General features: G+C 68.6%; 15 protein-coding genes. 1 reads left to right on the top strand and 14 read right to left on the bottom strand.

The features are described from left to right. Nucleotides 1-5: 5 nt before the first annotated feature. The 5 genes from IBX62_07270 to gmd are packed head-to-tail and all read right to left on the bottom strand — an operon-like array spanning nt 6 to nt 4428. Nucleotides 6-1145 carry a DegT/DnrJ/EryC1/StrS family aminotransferase gene (locus IBX62_07270; GenBank protein MBE0476877.1) on the bottom strand — a complete coding sequence of 380 codons (1140 nt, stop codon included), beginning with the start codon at nt 1143-1145 and terminating at the stop codon, nt 6-8. Nucleotides 1146-1148: 3 nt separating this feature from the next. Then, nucleotides 1149-1577, bottom strand: a complete 429-nt coding sequence (locus IBX62_07265; protein MBE0476876.1) for a hypothetical protein — start codon at nt 1575-1577, stop codon at nt 1149-1151. Next, on the bottom strand, nt 1574-2404 hold the full coding sequence (locus IBX62_07260; GenBank protein MBE0476875.1) for a glycosyltransferase: 831 nt from the start codon (nt 2402-2404) through the stop codon (nt 1574-1576). Before IBX62_07260 ends, IBX62_07265 begins: the two co-directional genes overlap by 4 nt. Continuing rightward, nucleotides 2397-3350 carry a GDP-L-fucose synthase gene (locus tag IBX62_07255; protein MBE0476874.1) on the bottom strand — a complete coding sequence of 318 codons (954 nt, stop codon included), beginning with the start codon at nt 3348-3350 and terminating at the stop codon, nt 2397-2399. Before IBX62_07255 ends, IBX62_07260 begins: the two co-directional genes overlap by 8 nt. Then, nucleotides 3343-4428, bottom strand: a complete 1086-nt coding sequence (gene gmd, locus IBX62_07250) for a GDP-mannose 4,6-dehydratase (protein MBE0476873.1) — start codon at nt 4426-4428, stop codon at nt 3343-3345. The genes IBX62_07255 and gmd overlap by 8 nt, the downstream gene beginning before the upstream one ends. A gap of 37 nt (nt 4429-4465) precedes the next feature. On the opposite strand from gmd, the gene IBX62_07245 reads away from it, so the two are divergent. Continuing rightward, entirely contained in the window at nt 4466-5809 is a 1344-nt protein-coding gene (locus tag IBX62_07245) for a glycosyltransferase family 39 protein (GenBank protein MBE0476872.1), read from the top strand. Here IBX62_07245 and IBX62_07240 read toward each other — a convergent pair. From IBX62_07240 to ilvD, 9 genes are all read right to left on the bottom strand, one after another. After that, complete coding sequence (locus IBX62_07240) at nt 5806-7224, bottom strand: hypothetical protein (protein ID MBE0476871.1); 1419 nt, start codon at nt 7222-7224, stop codon at nt 5806-5808. The two genes, IBX62_07245 and IBX62_07240, sit on opposite strands and share 4 nt — an antisense overlap. Nucleotides 7225-7359: 135 nt before the next feature. Next, complete coding sequence (gene leuC, locus IBX62_07235) at nt 7360-8628, bottom strand: 3-isopropylmalate dehydratase large subunit (protein ID MBE0476870.1); 1269 nt, start codon at nt 8626-8628, stop codon at nt 7360-7362. A 51-nt stretch (nt 8629-8679) separates the two neighbouring features. Beyond that, nucleotides 8680-10224 (bottom strand): 2-isopropylmalate synthase, encoded by a 1545-nt coding sequence (locus IBX62_07230; protein ID MBE0476869.1) that lies wholly within the window; start codon nt 10222-10224, stop codon nt 8680-8682. Continuing rightward, complete coding sequence (locus IBX62_07225) at nt 10221-11804, bottom strand: phosphoglycerate dehydrogenase (GenBank protein MBE0476868.1); 1584 nt, start codon at nt 11802-11804, stop codon at nt 10221-10223. Before IBX62_07225 ends, IBX62_07230 begins: the two co-directional genes overlap by 4 nt. 9 nt (nt 11805-11813) lie before the next feature. Further along, on the bottom strand, nt 11814-12959 hold the full coding sequence (locus IBX62_07220) for an alanine--glyoxylate aminotransferase family protein (GenBank protein ID MBE0476867.1): 1146 nt from the start codon (nt 12957-12959) through the stop codon (nt 11814-11816). A gap of 69 nt (nt 12960-13028) precedes the next feature. After that, complete coding sequence (gene ilvC / locus IBX62_07215; protein ID MBE0476866.1) at nt 13029-14027, bottom strand: ketol-acid reductoisomerase; 999 nt, start codon at nt 14025-14027, stop codon at nt 13029-13031. A 76-nt stretch (nt 14028-14103) separates the two neighbouring features. Then, a complete protein-coding gene (gene ilvN / locus IBX62_07210) occupies nt 14104-14589 on the bottom strand; it encodes an acetolactate synthase small subunit (protein MBE0476865.1) in 486 nt (161 codons plus the stop codon). Further along, nucleotides 14590-16344: a biosynthetic-type acetolactate synthase large subunit gene (gene ilvB / locus IBX62_07205; GenBank protein ID MBE0476864.1), complete on the bottom strand. Its 1755-nt coding sequence runs from the start codon at nt 16342-16344 to the stop codon at nt 14590-14592. Next, the gene (gene ilvD / locus IBX62_07200) at nt 16341-17999 is read right to left on the bottom strand and encodes a dihydroxy-acid dehydratase (GenBank protein MBE0476863.1); all 1659 of its coding nucleotides are present in this window, start codon (nt 17997-17999) and stop codon (nt 16341-16343) included. The genes ilvB and ilvD overlap by 4 nt, the downstream gene beginning before the upstream one ends. Nucleotides 18000-18525: the final 526 nt, after the last annotated feature.

The following is an 18525-nucleotide window of genomic DNA, read 5'->3' as shown; positions in this document are numbered from 1 at the left end:
GCCGCTCACCCCCGTTCCGTTCGAACGTCCTCGAGCACGGCCCGAAGCTCGCCCGCGACGCGCTCCATCTGCGCCTCGGTGAGAGCCAGCCCGCTGGGGAGGTAGAAGCCCCGCTCGCCGAGGCGCTCGGACACGGGGCAGGACACCCCGGCGAACAGGCCGCGTCCCCGGAAGACCGGTTGCAGGTGCATGGGGTAGAAGAACGGGCGAGTCCCGATCCCCCGCTCGCCCAGGCGCCGCATGACCTCGCGAGCATCGGCGGGGACGCTGTCGTCCAACACGACCCCGTAGACCCAGTAGTCGTTCTCCGCATACTCGGTCCGCGGCGCCGGCAGCTGCAGCCCCTCGATGTCGGCGAGCAGCTCACCGTACCGGCGACCCATCTCATGCTTGCGCGCTATGAACCCGGGGAGCCGTTCGATCTGCGCCACGCCGACGGCGGCCTGGAGGTTGGACATGCGCAGGTTGTAGCCGAGGTCGTCGTGAACGAAGCGGCGCTCCGGCTTGAAGCAGAGGTTGCGTTTCGAGCGGGCGCGCGCCGCGAGATGCTCGTCGTCTGTCAGCAGCATCCCCCCTTCCCCCGACGTTACGTGCTTGTTCGGATAGAAGCTGAAGATGCTCATGTCACCGAAAGAGCCGCACGGCCGGCCCCGGTAGGTCAGCCCGTGTGCCTCGGCCGCGTCCTCGATCACGGCGAGACCGTGCCGGCGCGCGATCTCGAGCACGGCGTCCATGTCCACCGGCAAGCCGTAGATGTGCACGGGCATGATGGCGCGGGTGCGCGGCGTGACGAGAGGAGCGAGCGCGCCCACATCCATCGTCCAGGTGGCCGGGTCGGCGTCGACCACTACCGGCGTCGCGCCCCGGCGCACGACGGGCGCGGCGCAGGAGATGATGGTGAACGCCGGGATCATCACCTCGTCGCCGGATCCGATATCGAGCAGCTCGACGGCCAGCTCGAGCGCGGAAGACCCGTTGGTCACGGCCACTGCGTGCCTACGGCCGGTCAGGGCGGCCATCTCCTCCTCGAACCGCCGGACGAACGGCCCTTCCGAGGAGATCCAACCGGTCTCGACGCACTCGGCGAGGTAAGCCTTCTCGTTGCCGTCCAGCAGGGGCTCGTTGACCGGCACGAAGCTCGTCACCGCTCAGTCCTTCACGCGCGGGTCGAAGGGTGCGCAGGAGAAGCGCGTCTTGTCGGCGTCGCCGGCGTAGGGCCCCTGCTTGACCTCGAACATCTCGAGTTCCTCGAGCACCTCGAACCCGTGTCCGCCGGAAGCCAGCAGGATCACGTCACCGTCCGAGAGGACGACGCTCTCCAGGTAGCCCTGGCGGTCGTCGAAGAAGTCGACCCGGAGCTTGCCCTTACGTACGAGAAGGACCTCTTGGGTGAGAGACACCGAACGCTCCACGGGGTTGTGCACGTGAGGGTCGATGAGCTTGCCTTCGGGATGCTTCATGAAGGCGAGCTGCTGCGAGAAGTCATCGGGTGTGAAGAACTCGATGCCGTCGCGCGTGAAGTCCGCGCGTACCACGATCGCCAGCAGGCGGTCCCCGTCCATGACTCTCTCGATCATCGATCGCTCTCTCCCGCAGGCTCGCCCGTCCGCGTGCGCCTCGGTCGCCCACCCCTGATCGCAGCATAGACCATGCGGTTGAGGGCATGCCGGGCCCTCCGCAACCGCTCGACCACCGGGTTGGCCCCGTACTTCACCCGGATACGCTCTCGCTCTCGATTGGACCGCGTCATGTCCACGCTGCACGCGCCACCCGAGCGGAATCGCGCGAGCGGTACGGCGATATGATCCATGGCGACCCCGGCTGCGATCGCCCGCAGGATCCACTCGTAGTCCGCCAGGATCCGATACGCCGTGTCGAACGTGCCGATCTCGTCGTACGTCCGGCGCGCGACGAACAGCGACTGATGACACATGGGCATCCTGTCGGGCCGCTTCTCACCGGCGGAGAGCGCCCTGGCGCGCTCGACCCTTGGGTGCGAGCCGCCCTCGTCGAGCACCTCCGCGTCACCGTAGACCGCGCCGGTCCCGGGATCCGCGAGGTACGCTTCCACGACCCTCTCGATCGCCCCGGGCAGGTAGGTGTCATCGCTGTTGAGCAGTCCCACGAGTTCGCCGGTGCTCATGGCGATCCCCTTGTTCATGGCGTCGTAGATGCCTTCGTCAGGCTCCGAGACCCAGCGCAGACGCCCCCCGAACCTGTCCTCGAACGAGCGGATGATGGCTACCGTGCCGTCCGAGGAACCGCCGTCGACGACGACGTACTCGATCTCCGGGTAGCTCTGTGCCAGGACCGACCCCATCGCCTCGGCGAGGTGCCGCTCGCTGTTGAAGCATACGGTGACGACCGAGACGAGGGGCCGTGCCGTCGCGGGCCCCTCAGGCATGACGGCGGAGGTAGTCGGCGTAGGCGATGGGAAGCCCTCGCGCGAGCGGCGTGGAGGGCCGCCAACCGTGGGCGCGCATGCGCGACGTATCGAGCAGCTTGCGCGGCGTGCCGCCGGGCCTGCTCGTGTCCCAGACGATCTCGCACTCCCGACCGGCCGCGTCGGCGTAGACGGTGTCGCGCACGAGCCCGGCGAGCTGCGCGATGGAGAGCTCCTCGCCGGACCCCACGTTGATGAACTCGCCCACCTCGTCCGCGCTCAGCCGCTCCATCACCATGACCGCGGCGTCCGCCAGGTCGTCGGAGAAGAGGAATTCCCGCCGCGGCGAACCGTCGCCCCACAGTACGACCCGGTCCCGCCCGCTCACCTTCGCCTCGTGGAACTTAGCGACTAGCGCCGGCAGGGCGTGCCCCGATTCGGTGTCGTAATCGTCGCCGACGCCATACAGGTTCGTCGGCATGAGCGACACGAAGTCGGTGCCGTACTGGCGGTTGTACGCGGAACACAGCTTGATCGCGGCGATCTTGGCGACGGCGTAGGGCTCGTTCGTGGGCTCGAGCGGCCCGGTCAGCAGGGCGTCCTCGGTCATCGGCTGCTCGGCCAGCCGGGGGTAGATGCATGACGAGCCCAGGTTGAGGAGCTTGGTGACGCCATGGACCCGCGCCGCCTCGACGACGTTCATTGCGATCGCCAGGTTCTCGTAGATGAACTCGGCGGGATACGCGGAGTTGGCGCCTATCCCCCCCACCTTCGCGGCCGCGAGGAACACGTACTCGGGACGCTCGGACGCGAAGAACGCCTCGGTCGCCGCCTGGGAGGTGAGGTCGAGCTCCGAATGGGTGCGCAGGAGCAGGTTCTCGTGACCCGCCGCCTCCAGACGGCGAAGGATGGCCGAGCCCACCAGGCCTCGATGGCCGGCGACGTAGATCCGGGAGTCCCTACGCATCTTCGTTGCGCACGTGGAAGCCACCGTCCTTCAGGTGCGCCTCACGTGCCGCCTCCGCGAGATCGGCCTCGACCATCATCGCGGTGAGCTCGGGCAGCCGCACGCGCGGAGACCACCCGAGCTTCTCGCGCGCCTTCGACGGATCCCCCAGGAGCACGTCGACCTCGGTCGGGCGGAAGTAGCGGGGATCGACTTCCACCAGGACGGATCCGGTCGCGGCGTCGACGCCTCGTTCCGCGAGGCCTTCGCCCTCGAACCGCAACTCGATCCCGACGTACTTGAAGGCGGCGAGCACGAAGTCGCGCACCGAAGTGGTGACGCCCGTGGCGATCACGTAGTCGTCCGGCTCATCCTGCTGCAGGATGAGCCACATGGCCTCCACGTAGTCACCGGCGAAGCCCCAGTCACGCTTGGCGTCGAGATTGCCGAGGTAGAGCTTGTCCTGGATCCCGAGCTTGATGCGCGCGGCCGCCCGCGTGATCTTCCGCGTCACGAACGTCTCGCCGCGAACGGGGCTCTCGTGGTTGAAGAGGATGCCGTTCGAGGCATGGATCCCGTACGCCTCCCGGTAGTTGACGACCATCCAGTAGGCGAAGAGCTTCGAGGCGGCATACGGACTGCGCGGGTAGAACTCGGTCCTCTCCGTCTGCGGTGTCTCCCGTACCTTGCCGTACAGTTCGCTGGAGGACGCCTGGTAGAATCGGCAGCTCTTCTCCATGCGCAGGATGCGCATCGCCTCCAGCAGGCGCAGCGCACCCATGCCATCCACGTCGGCGGTGTACTCCGGAGTCTCGAACGAGACCTGCACGTGGCTCTGGGCGCCGAGGTTGTAGATCTCCTCGGGGCGCACTTCCTGCAGGATCCTGATCAGGTTGGTGGAGTCGGTGAGGTCTCCGTGATGGAGCAGCAGACGGACGCCCTCCTCGTGCGGATCCTGGTAGAGGTGGTCGATCCGTTCGGTGTTGAAGCTCGACGAGCGGCGCTTGACGCCGTGCACCTCGTAGCCTTTGTTGAGAAGGAATTCGGCGAGGTAGGCGCCGTCCTGTCCGGTGATGCCTGTGATGAGGGCGCGCTTCATGGGTCTCCCGCTGAGTTACCGTAGGACGCATGCGGTATTGTACCTGACCGAGTGCGTGCGACTGTTGCAGCCGAGGAGCAAGGGGGTCGTGACGCACCCGATGATCACGCGGCTCGACGAAAGGCGCCCGGCAGTGTGCGCGATAGCAGGCGCGCTCTGTCTCGCGGTCGCCGCTGCAAGAATCGTGCTAGCACTGACGACCCCGGCGCCCGACCTCGTGCTCGATGCAGCGGGCTACGACGACGCCGGACGCCGTCTCGCCGGCGAAGGCTACTACGCATGGGTCTATCCGGGGGACGAAGTCGAGCACCCGGCTGCGAACGCCATGCATCTGCCGGGGTACCCCGCGTTCCTTGCCGCACTCTACACGGCCGTCGGTGTCGACACCGCACCCCAACCGCTGGTCTCCGTCGTCCAGGCCGTTCTGTCCGGCCTCACGCTGTGGGGCGTCTTCCTGCTGGGACGAGACCTGAAGGGTCCGGGCACCGGGCTCGCGGCGACGATCCTCGGCGCCGCCTATCTTCCCTTCTGGTGGTCCTACCGGTACGTGCTCACCGAGGACCTCTTCGCGGCGCTCTGCGTTTGGGCCGCGTGGTTGCTGCTGTCCGCGATCCGAGAGGAAGGGCGACGTGCCTACATCGCCTACGCCGCCGCCGGCGCGGTCGCTTCTGCCGCCACCTACGTGCGTGTGGCGAGCGCGGCCTGGATGCTGCTGACAGGAGCTATACTCCTCTTCCTCGGCGGCCCTGAGCGAGGCCGCTTCTTGCGCGGTTCCGGCGTCGTCCTACTGACCGTCGTCCTCTTCTTCGGGCCGTGGTGGTACCGCAATTCGCAGATCTACGGCCGATTCATCCCCTTCAACACGATGACCTCCTCCGGTTCGCTCGTCGCCTCCTTCGACGATCGAGAGGAACTCGTCGAGGTGTTGGAGTCACTGGATCGAGGACACGTCGACCCGCCGGAGGACATCGAACTCGATCGGAAGATGGCGTCCGTCGCTCGCACCCGGACGCGCGAGGCACTCGACACCGACCCCGTCGGATACGTCCTGAGAAGGACCCGTCTCGTGGCAGTCTCCTTCTTCACGTACCACCCCAATCCGTTCGGCGGTTTCTCGGGCATGGGAGGCGTGACTGAAGCGCTGCACCTCGCCGTCCTGGCGCTTGCAGCGGTAGGACTGTGGGTCCACCGTTCCCGAATGGCGGTCTGGATACTGGCCGGCCTGCCGCTCTCGCTGGTGGCCGTACACGCGGTCACGCTCGTGTACTCGCGCTACCTGTTCCCGATGATGCCGTTCATGATCGTACTGGCCGGCCTCGGTCTCGCCGCGGCGGCTCCGCGAGAACCCCCGGAGGGGGTCGGCTCGCCCACGGCCGCCTAGTAGCTCAGGCCGACACCAGCGCCAGCGCCGTCGCGGTGGCACTTGAGGCAGAGACCGTCGTTCGTGAGAAGCTCGGTGTTCTCGAGGTTCGTACCGGGAACGTTGGTCTTGGTCAGCAGCGTCTTCGCGGCGAGGGCGTCCTCGGCGTAGGTGAGCCAGATGTAGCTGGAGCCCGCGACCGTCTTCGGCGTGATCGCGCCGGCGGCGTCCACGTAGCCGTGCGGGAACGCCGTGTCGTTGGAGGCGGTGAGGGCGTCGTGGCACGCGGTGCAGCCGTTGGCGTGCGCGAAGGCGACCGGAGCACCGGTGAACGAGGCGCCGTAGCTCGGGCCGCTGTAGGCAGCGGTGGCCACGGCGGTAACGCGGTGACCGGAGAAGGCACCGGGCGTCGCCGGGTCGGTGCCGGCGACGTTGACGGCGAAGGCCTGGTTGTGGCAGTTGCCGCAGAGGTAACCCGTGCCGAGGGTCACGCCGGTGGCGAGGTCGCCTGTACCGTCGAACATCCCCGCGTCGAGCCCGTTCTTGCCGGGGACGGCGAGGTCCTGCGCGATCCACGTGTCGGCGTTCTTGTTGATCAGCTTCGACGCGAGGGTCACGTACTCCGAGGCGCCTACGCCGTGCGGGTTCAGGGCGTGGCAGCGCGAACAGGTGCCGTGCGGCGATATGTAGCCGTCGGCGTCGGCCGTGATGACCACGTCGGTGAACGTCGCTCCGATTCCATGGCAGAACACGCAGCCCTGCGCGTAGGTGGCGTAGGGACCACCGGCGGTCAGGACCGAGCCGCCCGGGGTGGCCCGGTGGACGGAGTGGCAGACCGCGCACTTGTTGGTGGTGGCCGAGTAGCCGCCGTGCGGAGAGGTGCCCGTGTTGCCGGCGAAGGTGGATGCGGTGTCCCAGTCGAGATAGCCGGGGTGCGACGGGTTGAAGGCGTCTTGCGACAGCAGGTTCCCATGTGAAGCATCGTGGCACGCGTCGCATGACGGATCGTCTGCTTCTATCGCCGCGAGCACTTTAGGATCCGTGCTGGTGTGACATTGGTAGCAGGAGGAATGATCCGCGATGAAGCTGTGACAATCGAGGCAAGCCTCCGGTACCGGATGGATCGCATCAACCTCGTCGTCGCTGTGGCCGTCGCGGTCCGGGTACGCCGACGAGTGGCACCACTGCGTGCACGGCTCGTAGTTATGGTCGCTGTAGCTGAAGGGCCAGGTCCCCGTACCGTATTCGTCAGCGCCATGGCATCCCCAGCCGTAGCACGAGATGTCCACGTGGACATCCGTGTTGCCGTGGCAGGTGATGCAATCAGCCGTCGTGAGCTCGGCGCGTGCCACTCCCGCACCCCATGCCATGAGCATGAGCGCGGCGAGCCCGATCACGATGAGGACCCGGACTCCCGTCTTCATGCTCACGGTCACCGGCTGCCCGCCTCCCGTTGCCCCCGTGGCTGACCGGATCTACCACACCCAATATTCGGCAAAGAGACAGCGCTTCCTCCGCCAAGGTTCCGGCGAGCGGCGTCACTCGGGCGCCAAGGGCGCCACCGCCCGCCCCTACGCCACGTCCCCCGGCACCGCGATGTGCCCGGCTATCGCCGTGGCCGCGGCGACCGCGGGCGAGCTCAGGTAGACCTCGCTCTCGGGGTGGCCCATCCGCCCGACGAAGTTGCGGTTCGTCGTCGCCACCGCCCTCTCGCCGGCCGCCAGGATGCCCATGTGTCCGCCCAGGCACGGTCCGCAGGTGGGCGTGGAGACCGCGGCATTGGCGTCGAGGAACACCTCCGTCAGCCCCTCGGCCATCATGTCCCGGTACACCCGCTGGGTCGCGGGGATGACGATGAGGCGCACGTCTGGGTGGACCTTGCGGCCGCGAAGCACGTCGGCGGCCACACGCATGTCCTCCAGCCGCCCGTTCGTGCACGACCCGATCACCACCTGGTCGACCCTGACCTCGCGCGCGTCCCTGGCCTTGCGCACGTTGCTCGGCAGGTGCGGGAAGGCCACCGTGGGCTCGATCTCCGCCGCGTCGATCCCGTACACGTGCGCGTAGGCCGCGTCCGGGTCGCTGGCGTGCTCGACCCACCCGCGCTCGGCGCGTCCTCGGACGTACTCGCGGGTGACGTCGTCGACACCGATGATGCCGCTCTTGCCGCCGGCCTCTATCGCCATGTTGCAGATCGTCATGCGCCCGTCCATGCCGAGGCTCGAGATCGTAGAACCGGTGAACTCCATCGCCTGGTACAGGGCCCCGTCGACCCCGATCATCCCGATGACGTGCAGGATCACGTCCTTGGCCGACACCCACTCGCCGAGGTCGCCGTCGATCTCGAACTTCAGCGAGGCCGGCACCTTGAACCACGCCTGCCCGGTCGCCATGCCGGCGGCCGCGTCGGTCGAGCCGACGCCGGTCGCGAACGCCCCGAGCGCGCCGTACGTGCACGTGTGCGAGTCGGCGCCGATGGCGCAATCTCCCGGTACGACCACGCCCTGCTCGGGCAGGAGCGCGTGCTCCACGCCCATGCACCCGATCTCGTAGTAGTGCGTGATGCCCTGCTCGCGCGCGAAGTCGCGCATGATCCTGGCCTGCTCGGCGGACTTGATGTCCTTGTTCGGCGTGTAGTGGTCCGGCACGAGCGCGACCTTCTCCCGGTCCCACACATCGGGGACGCCGATCCTGAGGAACTCCCTGATCGCGATCGGCGCCGTCACGTCGTTGGCGAGCACGAGGTCGAGGTCGCACTCGATGAGCTGCCCCGGCTCGACCTCGGGCAGGCCGGCATGGGCGGCGAGTATCTTCTCGGTGATCGTCATGGGGCGGGGCATGCGGGGCCTCTCCTCGTTCGTGTCGTCCTGCTCGGCGTCGCGTGGCGCGCCCTACAGCTCCTCGTGCACGGCCGGCTTCTGCGCGACGAGCAGGCGGTTGAGCGCGTTGGTGTAGGCCTTGGCCGAGGCCACGATGATGTCGCTGTGCGCCCCGCGACCCGTGAAGACGCGCCCGTCTTCGGCACGCACCCGTATCGTCACCTCGCCGAGCGCGTCGATGCCGGCCGTGACAGACTGAACCGAGAACTCGATGAGCTCGTTGGGCACGTCGATCATCCGGTTGATCGCCTTGTACACGGCATCCACCGGCCCGGTGCCGTGCGAGGAGTCGACCAGCTGCGCGCCGTCCTCGGCCACCAGGTGCACGGTGGCCGTGGGGATTCCGGGCTCGCCGCACATCACGTGGACCTCGGCGAGGTGGTAGACCTCGCTGGCCGCCTGGACCTGGTCGGTCATCATCGCCTCGAGGTCGCCGTCGTAGACCTGCTTCTTCTTGTCTGCGAGCTGAAGGAAGCGCGCGTACATGTCCTCGAAAGCGTCCTCGGTGAGCTCGTAGCCCAGCTCCGAGAGCCGGTGGCGCAGGGCGTGGCGCCCGCTGCGGGCGGTGAGCACGATCCGGCTCTCCAGCACGCCCACGTCCGCCGGGTCGATGATCTCGTAGGTGGTGCGCTCCTTCAGCACCCCGTCCTGGTGGATGCCCGAGGAGTGAGAGAAGGCGTTGGCGCCCACGATCGCCTTGTTGGGCTGCACGACGATGCCGGTGATGCCGGACACGAGCTTGCTCGTGCGGGTGATCTCGCGGGTGTTGATCCCGGTGTCCACGCCGAAGTAGTCGCGGCGCGAGCGCAGCGCCATCACGACCTCCTCCATGGACGTGTTGCCCGCCCGCTCCCCGATGCCGTTCACGGTGCACTCGACCTGGCGCGCCCCGGCGCGCACCCCCGCGAGTGCGTTCGCGGTCGCCATCCCGAGGTCGTTGTGGCAGTGCACCGACACGGTTACGTCCTCGATGCCGGACACGTGCTCGAAGAGTCCGGCGATGAGCGCCCCGAACTCCTCGGGATAGGTGTAGCCGGTGGTGTCGGGGATGTTCACGACCGTGGCCCCCGCTGCTATGACCGCCTCGATCATCCGGTACAGGAAGGCGGGCTCGGCCCTCCCGGCGTCCTCGGCGTAGAACTCCACGTCGCCCACGAAGCGGCGGCCGAGCTTGACCGCGGCCACCCCGCGCTCCAGCGCCTCCTCGGGCGTGATGCGCAGCTTGTGGGTGAGATGGCTCTCCGAGACCCCGATACCGGTGTGGATGCGCCGGCGAGCAGCGGTCTTGAGCGCGTCGGCCGCGGTCTCGATGTCCGCCGGGATGGCGCGGGAGAGCCCGCAGACGACGCACGCTTCGCCGACCTCGGCGCCGATGGCGCGCACGCTCTCGAAGTCCCCGGGGCTCGAGATCGGGAATCCCGCCTCGATCACGTCCACGCCCAGACGCACGAGCTGCCGCGCGATCTCGAGCTTCTCGGCGGTGTTCATGCTGGCGCCGGGCGACTGCTCGCCGTCGCGCAGCGTCGTGTCGAAGACCCGGACCCTGTCGCCGTTCACAGCTCCACGCTCCAGGCGTCCTCGATCCCCGCCTCGGCGACGATCCGCTCCAGCAGGTCCGGGCCGATGGGCGTGTCGATGTTGATGCCCATGACCGCCGAGCCTCCGACCTTCTGGCGTCCCACCTGCATGGACGCGATGTTGATGTCGTTCTGACCCAGTATCGTCCCGACCTTGCCGATCATGCCCGGCCGGTCCTCGTAGCGGAAGAAAGCCATGTACTTGCTGGGCGCCATGTCGATGTCGTACTCGTACAGCCCCACGAGCCGCGGCTCGTTCTTCTTGCCGATGAGCGCCCCCGCCACGCGGATGGCTCCCGAGTCACCCGCGCCGACGACCGCGATCAGGTTGACGTAGTCGCGACTCTCCGCCGTGCGCGTCTCGGTCACCTTCAGACCCCGCTGCTCGGCGTAGAAGCCCGCGTTCACGAAGTTGACCGCCTCGGGCGTGACGTGCGAGAGGAGCCCCTTGAGCACGGCGGTCGTCAGTATCCGCGTGTCCTGGGACGCCAGCCCGCCCTCGAAGCGCACCTCCACGCCGCTCAGGCCCGCGCGCGCGGTCTGAGCCAGCATCTTGCCGAGGTCCTCGGCGAGCCGCATGTAGGGCTTGACGCTCTCCATCACCTCGGGCGAGACCGGCGCGATGTTGACGGCCGTGGAGACGAACTCCCCCATCAGCCCGGCCATGACCAGGTCCGCGATCTGGACGCCCGCGCGGTCCTGCGCCTCGGCCGTCGACGCGCCGAGGTGCGGCGTGAGGATGACGTTCTCGAAGTCGTGCAGCGGGGACTCCGTGCACGGCTCGACCTCGTACACGTCGAAGGCGGCCGAGGCGACCTTGCCGCTCTTCAGCGCCTCGACCAGCGCCTCGGTCTGGTAGATGCCGCCGCGGGCCGTGTTGACCAGGCGCACGCCGTCGCGCATCTCGGCGAACTGCTTCGAGCCGAACATGCCTATGGTCTCTTTGGTCTTGGGCAGGTGCACGGTGATGTAGTCCGCCTCGGGCAGCAGCTCGTCGATGCTGCCGAAGAGCTCGACGCCGAGGGCGGCCGCCCTCTCCTCGGAGATGTAGGGGTCGTAGCCTATCAGGCGCATCCCGAGCCCGCGGGCGCGCTCGGCCACCAGCGTTCCGATGCGGCCCAGGCCGATGACCGCGAGCGTCTTCTCGTAGACCTCGGCGCCGGTGAACTTGGAGCGCTCCCACCTGCACTCCTTCATGGACTCGTTGGCCTGGGGGATGTTGCGCGACGAGGACAGGAGCAGCGCGATGGTGTGCTCGGCGGCCGAGACGATGTTGGACGTCGGCGCGTTGCACACGATGACGCCGCGCTCCGTGGCGGCGTCCACGTCCACGTTGTCCACCCCGACACCGGCGCGGCCGATGATCTTGAGGTTCGTGCCCGCCTCGATGACCTCGCGGGTCGCCTTGGTCGCCGAGCGCACGATCAGCGCGTCGTACGGCGGGATCTCCGCCACGAGCTGCTCCGGCGTGAGATCGGTCTTCACGTCCACCTCGAAATGCGCCTTGAGCTTCTCGACGCCCGCCGAGGCGATCTTCTCCGCGACGAGTACCTTGTACATCCGGTCCCCCTACTCGCCCATCAGCACGGTCTCGGCGGCACGGATCCCCGCCCCGCGCTCGAAGTCGTAGCCCAGCTCGGCGAGCGTCATCTCGAGCGCCGCCAGCGTGGTGATGATGTCGAAGTCGCCGAAGTAGCCGAGATGCCCCACGCGGAAGATGCGGCCCGCGTAGTCGTCCTGGCCGCCCGCGATCGTCACGCCGTACCTGTCCTTCATGACCTTCACGATCCGCTTGCCGTCCACGCCCTCGGGCACCCATACCGGCGTGACGGCGCTGCCCCGCCCCTCGGGCGGCGCGAACAGCTCGAGCCCCAGCGCCTCACAGCCGGCCCGCGTGGCCTCGGCGAGGCGCGAATGGCGCGCGATGGTGTTCGGGAGGCCCTCCTCGCGGATCATGCGCAGCGACTCCACCAGCCCCATCACGAGCGAGACCGGCGGCGTGAACGGTGTGGTCTCCTTCTCGAGGTTCTTGCGGTACCTCTCCCAGTCGAAGTAGAACTTCGGAAGATCGGAGCGCTCGTAGGCCTTCCACGCCTTCTCGCTCACCGACAGCGCGGCCAGGCCGGGCGGCAGCATGAGGCCCTTCTGCGAGCCGGTCATGACCACGTCGAGGCCCCACTCGTCGGTGCGGCACTCCACCGCGCCGATGCCGGTGATCGAGTCCACTATGAACACGCACTCGGGGTAGCCGCCCACGACCTCGCCGATGGCGCGGACGTCGTTGAGCACCCCCGAGGAGGTCTCGGACTGCACGACCACCACGCCGCGCGCGTCCGGGTTCGCCTCCAGAGCCGAGGCCACGTCCTCGGGACGCACCACCTCGGTCCACTCGTACGAGAGGTCCACGCAGCGAAGGCCGTAGGCGCCCGCCAGCTGCACCATCCGGTCGCCGAACTTGCCGTTGCGGGCCACGATCACGGTGTCCCCAGCCCGGAAGCAGTTCGCGAAGGCGGACTCCATGACGCCCGTGCCCGAGCACGACAGGATCAGCACGTCGTTGGCGGTCTCGAAGACGTACTTCAGCCCCTCCACGACCTCCATCAGCGCCTCCGAGAAGTCCGGAGTGCGGTGGTGGATGATGGGCCTGGCCTGCGCGAGCAGGACCTCGGCGGGGACCGGGGTGGGTCCCGGCGTCATCAGGTACCTCTTCCGCATCTGTCGCGCTCTCCCTCGTCCTCGCTCGGCCGCCGCCCGGCATCGGCGGCCCGACATGGCGCCGGGTGACTAGTCCTTCTTCGGGATCCAGCTGAACATCTCGCGCAACTCCGAGCCGACGTCCTCGGCGAAGTGCTCGGCGTTGATGCGGCGCATCGCCTTGAAGTACGGTGCGTTGACCCTGTTCTCCGACATCCAGTCGCGCGCGAACCTGCCGGACTGGATCTCCCAGAGGATCTCGGCCATCGCTTCGCGGGTCTCGTCGGTCACGATACGCGGACCGGAGACGTAGGCGCCGTACTCCGCCGTGTTGGAGATGGAGTCGAACATCTTCGCCATGCCGCCCTCGTACATGAGGTCGACGATGAGCTTCAGCTCGTGAAGGCACTCGAAGTACGCGACCTCCGGCTGGTAGCCGGCGGCCACGAGCGTCTCGAAGCCCGCTTTCGCCAGCTCGGTGAGGCCTCCGCACAGCACGCACTGCTCGCCGAAGAGGTCGGTCTCGGTCTCCTCGGGGAAGGTGGTCTCGATGACGCCGGCGCGCGCGCCGCCGATGCCGAGCGCCCAGGCCAGAGCGACGTCGCGCGCCTTGCCCGAGGGGTCCTGGTGGATCGCGATGAGGCAGGGCACGCCGGAGCCGTCCAGGTAGGTGCGGCGCACCATGTGACCGGGGCCCTTGGGTGCGATCATGATCACGTCGACGTCGGCGGGAGGTTCGATCTGGCCGAAGTGGATGTTGAAGCCGTGCGCGAACGCGAGCGTCTTGCCCGCCGCCATGCCCTCGTGGATCTCGGCGTAGTAGGTGTGCGACTGGGTCTCGTCGGGGGTCAGCATCATGACGATGTCCGCCTCCTGGGCCGCCTCCCGCGGGGTGACCACGCGCAGGCCGTCCTCCTTGACCCTGTCCCAGCTCTTCGAGCCGGTGCGCAGGCCGACTCTCACGTCCATCCCGCTGTCGCGCAGGTTCAGGGCGTGCGCGTGCCCCTGGCTGCCGTAGCCGATGACGGCCAGCTTGCGCCCCTCGAGCAGCGACAGGTCGCAGTCGGATTCGTAGTAGACGGTTGCCATGCTCTCCCCTTCCTCCCGCCAGGGCTCATAGCCCCAGGCGTGCTTCCCTTCGCCCCGCGCCGCCGGCGCTGGCGTCTCACGCCTCGCGCGACCCTCGCGCGAGCGCGATCTTGCCGGTGCGCGCCAGCTCCTTGATGCCGTACGCGCGCAGCAGGTCCTCCATCGCCGAGAGCTTGTCGGCCGTGCCGGTCGCCTCGATGGTGAGCGAGTTCTTGCCGACGTCCACGATCTTGGCCCGGAACACGTTCGCGATCTCGATTATCTCGTGCCGCCGGTCCGGCGGCGCGTTGACCTTGAAGAGCACCAGCTCGCGGTCGATCGACTCGGCCGGGTCGAGGTCCTGGATCTTGATGACGTTCACGAGCTTGTGCAGCTGCTTGGTTATCTGCTCGATGGGAGTGTCGGCAGCCATCACGACGATCGTTATGCGCGAGAGCGTGGGGTCCTCGGTGGGCCCGACCGCCAGCGAGTCGATGTTGAAGCCGCGGCGGGCGAACAGCGCCGTGACGCGCGTGAGCACGCCGGGCTTGTTCTCCACCAGGACGGACAGCGTGTGTCGCATCTACTCCCACACCTCCTCGAGGAGCTCGTCGTCGAGCATCTCGGAGACGGGGCACCCGGGCACGCCCCCTAGCATCTCGTCGATCGAGCCGCCCGGCGCCACCATCGGGTACACGCACTCCTCACGCGCCACCCGGACGTCGACCACCGCCGGCCCGTCGTGCTCGAACGCCTGCTCCAGCGCGCCGTCGACCTGCCCGGGCTCGGTCACCCGCACGCCGAGGCATCCGTAGGCCTCGGCGAGCTTCACGAAGTCGGGGCAGTCCTGGGGCAGGGTCGACGAGCTGTACCGCTTGCCGTAGAAGAGCTCCTGCCACTGGCGCACCATCCCGAGGTAGCCGTTGTTCAGGATGACGACCTTCACGGGCAGCCCGTTGGTCGCCGCCGTCGCGAGCTCCTGGCTGTTCATCTGGATCGACCCGTCGCCGGCTATGTCGACGACCAGGTGGTCCGGCCGGCCGGCTTGCGCGCCGATGGCCGCCGGCAGACCGAAGCCCATCGTCCCCAGCCCTCCCGAGGAGACCCACGTCCTCGGCTCCGTGATCCGAAGGTACTGGCAGGCCCACATCTGGTTCTGGCCGACCTCGGTGGCGTACACCGTGGGCCGGCCGCGCGTCAGCTCCCGGACGCGCTCGACCACGTACTGCGGCATCACGTCGGAGTCGCTCGGGTGGTAGTGCAGCGGGAAGCGGCCCCGCCAGTCGTCGATCACCTTCATCCACGCGTTCGTGCGGGGCTCGGCGCTCATGCGGCGCAGCTCGGCCACGAGCGAGGCCAGCACGTGCCTGGCGTCGCCCACGATCGGCACGTCCACGCGCTTGTTCTTGCCGATCTCGGCGGGATCGACATCGACGTGCACGATCTTGGCCTTGCTCGCGAAAGCGGAGAGCTTCCCCGTCACGCGGTCGTCGAAGCGCACGCCCACCCCGACGAGCAGGTCGGTCTCGGTGATCGCGTAGTTCGTGTACTTGGCGCCGTGCATGCCCGGCATGCCCAGGTAGAGGTGGTGGTCCTCGGGGAAGGCGCCCTTTCCCATCAGCGTCGTGACGACCGGGAGCTGCATCAGCTCGGCGAGCTCTTTGAGCTCCTTGGTCCCTCCCGAGGACAACACGCCGCCGCCGGCGTAGAGCAGCGGCTTGCGCGCCCTGGCGATCAGCGCCGCGGCCTGCTTGACCTGCTTGGCGTGCCCGCGCACCGTTGGCTTGTATCCCGGCAGCACCGGCTCGTTGGGCCCGGCGTACTCGAGCTCTCCCTTGCTCACGTCCACCGGGATGTCGACGAGCACGGGCCCGGGCCGCCCCGTCGAGGCGATGAGGAAGGCCTCGTGCACGACCTCGGGCAGGTCGCGCGCGTCCTTCAGCAGGTAGTTGTGCTTCGTGATCGGCAGCGTTATGCCGGTGATGTCGGACTCCTGGAAGGCGTCGGTGCCGATCACGCTGGTGGCCACCTGCGCGGTGAAGACCACCATCGGCACCGAGTCCATGTAGGCGTTGGCGATCCCCGTGACCGTGTTGGTCGCGCCGGGGCCGCTGGTGACCAGCACCGCGGCCGGCTTGCCGGTCACCCGCGCGTAGCCGTCCGCGGCGTGCACCGCGCCCTGCTCGTGGCGCACCAGGATGCGCCGGATCGACTCCACGTCGTACAGCGCGTCGAAGATCGGCAGCGCCACACCGCCGGGATAGCCGAAGAGCACCTCGAGCCCCTCGGCCTCCAGCGAGCGGATGAGCGCCTCCGCTCCGGTGATGCGTTTCGTCATGTGACCACAGCTCCCTTGTCGGCACTCGAGACCATGCGCGCGTACCGCGCGAGGTATCCCGAGGTCACCTTCGGCTCCGGTGGCGTCCAGCCCTCGCGGCGCCGCGACAGCTCCTCTTCGGGCACGTTCAGGGTGAGCGCGCCCGCGTCGATGTCGACGGTGACGGAGTCGCCCTCCTCTACGAGGGCGATCGCACCCCCTTCCGCGGCCTCGGGGCTCACGTGCCCCACGGCCGGGCCCTTGGTGGCGCCGGAGAAGCGCCCGTCGGTGAGCAAGGCGGTCGAGGTCGAAAGGCCCATGCCGCTGATCGCCGATGTCGGGGCGAGCATCTCGCGCATCCCGGGGCCGCCCTTGGGGCCCTCGTACCGGATCACCACGACGTCGCCGGCGCCGATGCCTCGGCCGAGGATCGCCTCCACGGCGTCCTCCTCGGACTCGAACACCCGCGCGGGGCCGGTGTGACGCCGCATCTCGGGAGCGACCGCGGACTGCTTGACGACCGCGCCATCCGGGGCCAGGTTGCCCCTGAGCACGCGCAGCCCCCCCTCGGGGTAGTAGGGGTCGGCCGTCGGGCGGATCACTAGCGGGTCGTGGACACGGGCGCGGTCGGCGGTCTCGCCGATGGTCCGGCCCGTGACGGTGAGGGCCTCGCGGTGGATGAGCCCCGCCGAGTCGAGCTCGGCGATGATGGCCTGCACGCCGCCGGCCCAGTACAGGTCCTCCATGCGGTACTGGCTCGCCGGCGAGATGCGCACGATGTTCGGGGTGACGGCGGAGACGGCCGCCCAGTCCTCCAGCGTGACGGGGTGGCCGGCCTCGTGCGCGATCGCGGTGAGGTGGAGCACCGTGTTGCTCGAGCCGCCGAAAGCCATGTCGACCGACATCGCGTTGCGGATGGCGGCGGGCGACATCACCTGGCGCGCCGTGATGCCGCGTTCGAGCAGCTCCATCACCTTCATGCCGGCGTGCTTGGCGAGCCTGATGCGCTCTGAGTACACCGCCGGGACCGTGCCGTTGCCCGGCAGGCCCATCCCGATCGCCTCGGTGAGGCAGTTCATGGAGTTCGCCGTGAACAGGCCCGCGCAGCTCCCGCACGTGGGACACGCGGCGCTCTCGAGCTCGAGGAGCTCCTCGGCGGTCATCTCACCGGCCGTGACCCTGCCGACGGCGGTGAAGACGGTGTCGAGGTCGCAGGCGCCCGCCTCGGTGCGGCCGGCGAGCATCGGGCCGCCGGAGACGACCACGGCGGGGATGTCGAGGCGCGCGGCCGCCATGAGCATGCCGGGGACGATCTTGTCGCAGTTCGGGACCATCACCATCGCGTCGAAGGCATGCGCCTGCACGGCGAGCTCGACGGAGTCCGCGACCACCTCGCGGCTCGCGAGCGAGTAGCGCATGCCGGCGTGGTTCATCGCGATGCCGTCGCAGATGCCGATGGTCGCGAACTCGAGCGGGGTACCGCCGGCGATGCGGATGCCGGCCTTGACCGCCTCGGCGACCTTGTCGAGCATGAGGTGGCCGGGGATGACCTCGTTGACGGAGTCGACCACTGCGACCAGCGGCCGGGCGATCTCCTCGTCGGTGAGGCCGTCGGCCTTGAGCAGGCTGCGATGAGGGGCCCTGGCGAGCCCGGTCTTCATGCGGTCGCTGCGCAGCTCCATCGTCCACCTTCCTCTTGGTCGGGTGTCCGTGCCGGCCGCACGACCGCTCCGCCGGGACCGCGGAGCGAGTGGACGCCGGGGATCGGGCGAGCGGCCCGAGAATACGCAGGCACCGCGGCTCCTGCGCATACCCCCGCCCCGGCCGGGACGAGAGACGCATCTCCCGCGGTACCACCCCGCTTGACGCCGACCTCCCGGGCTCGGGCTCTTGCGTCCACTCGTGCGGCAGGTAACGGTTGCCACCGACCCGTCTTACTCGTCCCGCCCTCCCGAGGAGGTCTTCCTCGGTCGGCGCGGTCCTTTCTTCCGGGCGGCTCGGGGGCCAGATTCGAGACGTCCTGCACCGGGTTCCCACCTTGCCCCGGCTCTCTAGGGCGAGGATTGGCCTCTACTACTCCCCGTCGTCGCCGATCGCGCTATCTCGATGTGAGTGGCAAGTATAGGCAATGCCGGGACCTGCGACAACCCGGAGAGGGCGTCGTTCGTGCGTCGCGGCTAACGCGCCGCACCGCGCACGAGC

The organism is Coriobacteriia bacterium (assembly GCA_014859305.1).
Taxonomy (GTDB): Bacteria; Actinomycetota; Coriobacteriia; order Anaerosomatales; family Kmv31; genus Kmv31.
The sequence above is the reverse complement of the archived record's forward strand: the minus strand, read 5'-3'. Positions and strand labels throughout refer to the sequence as shown.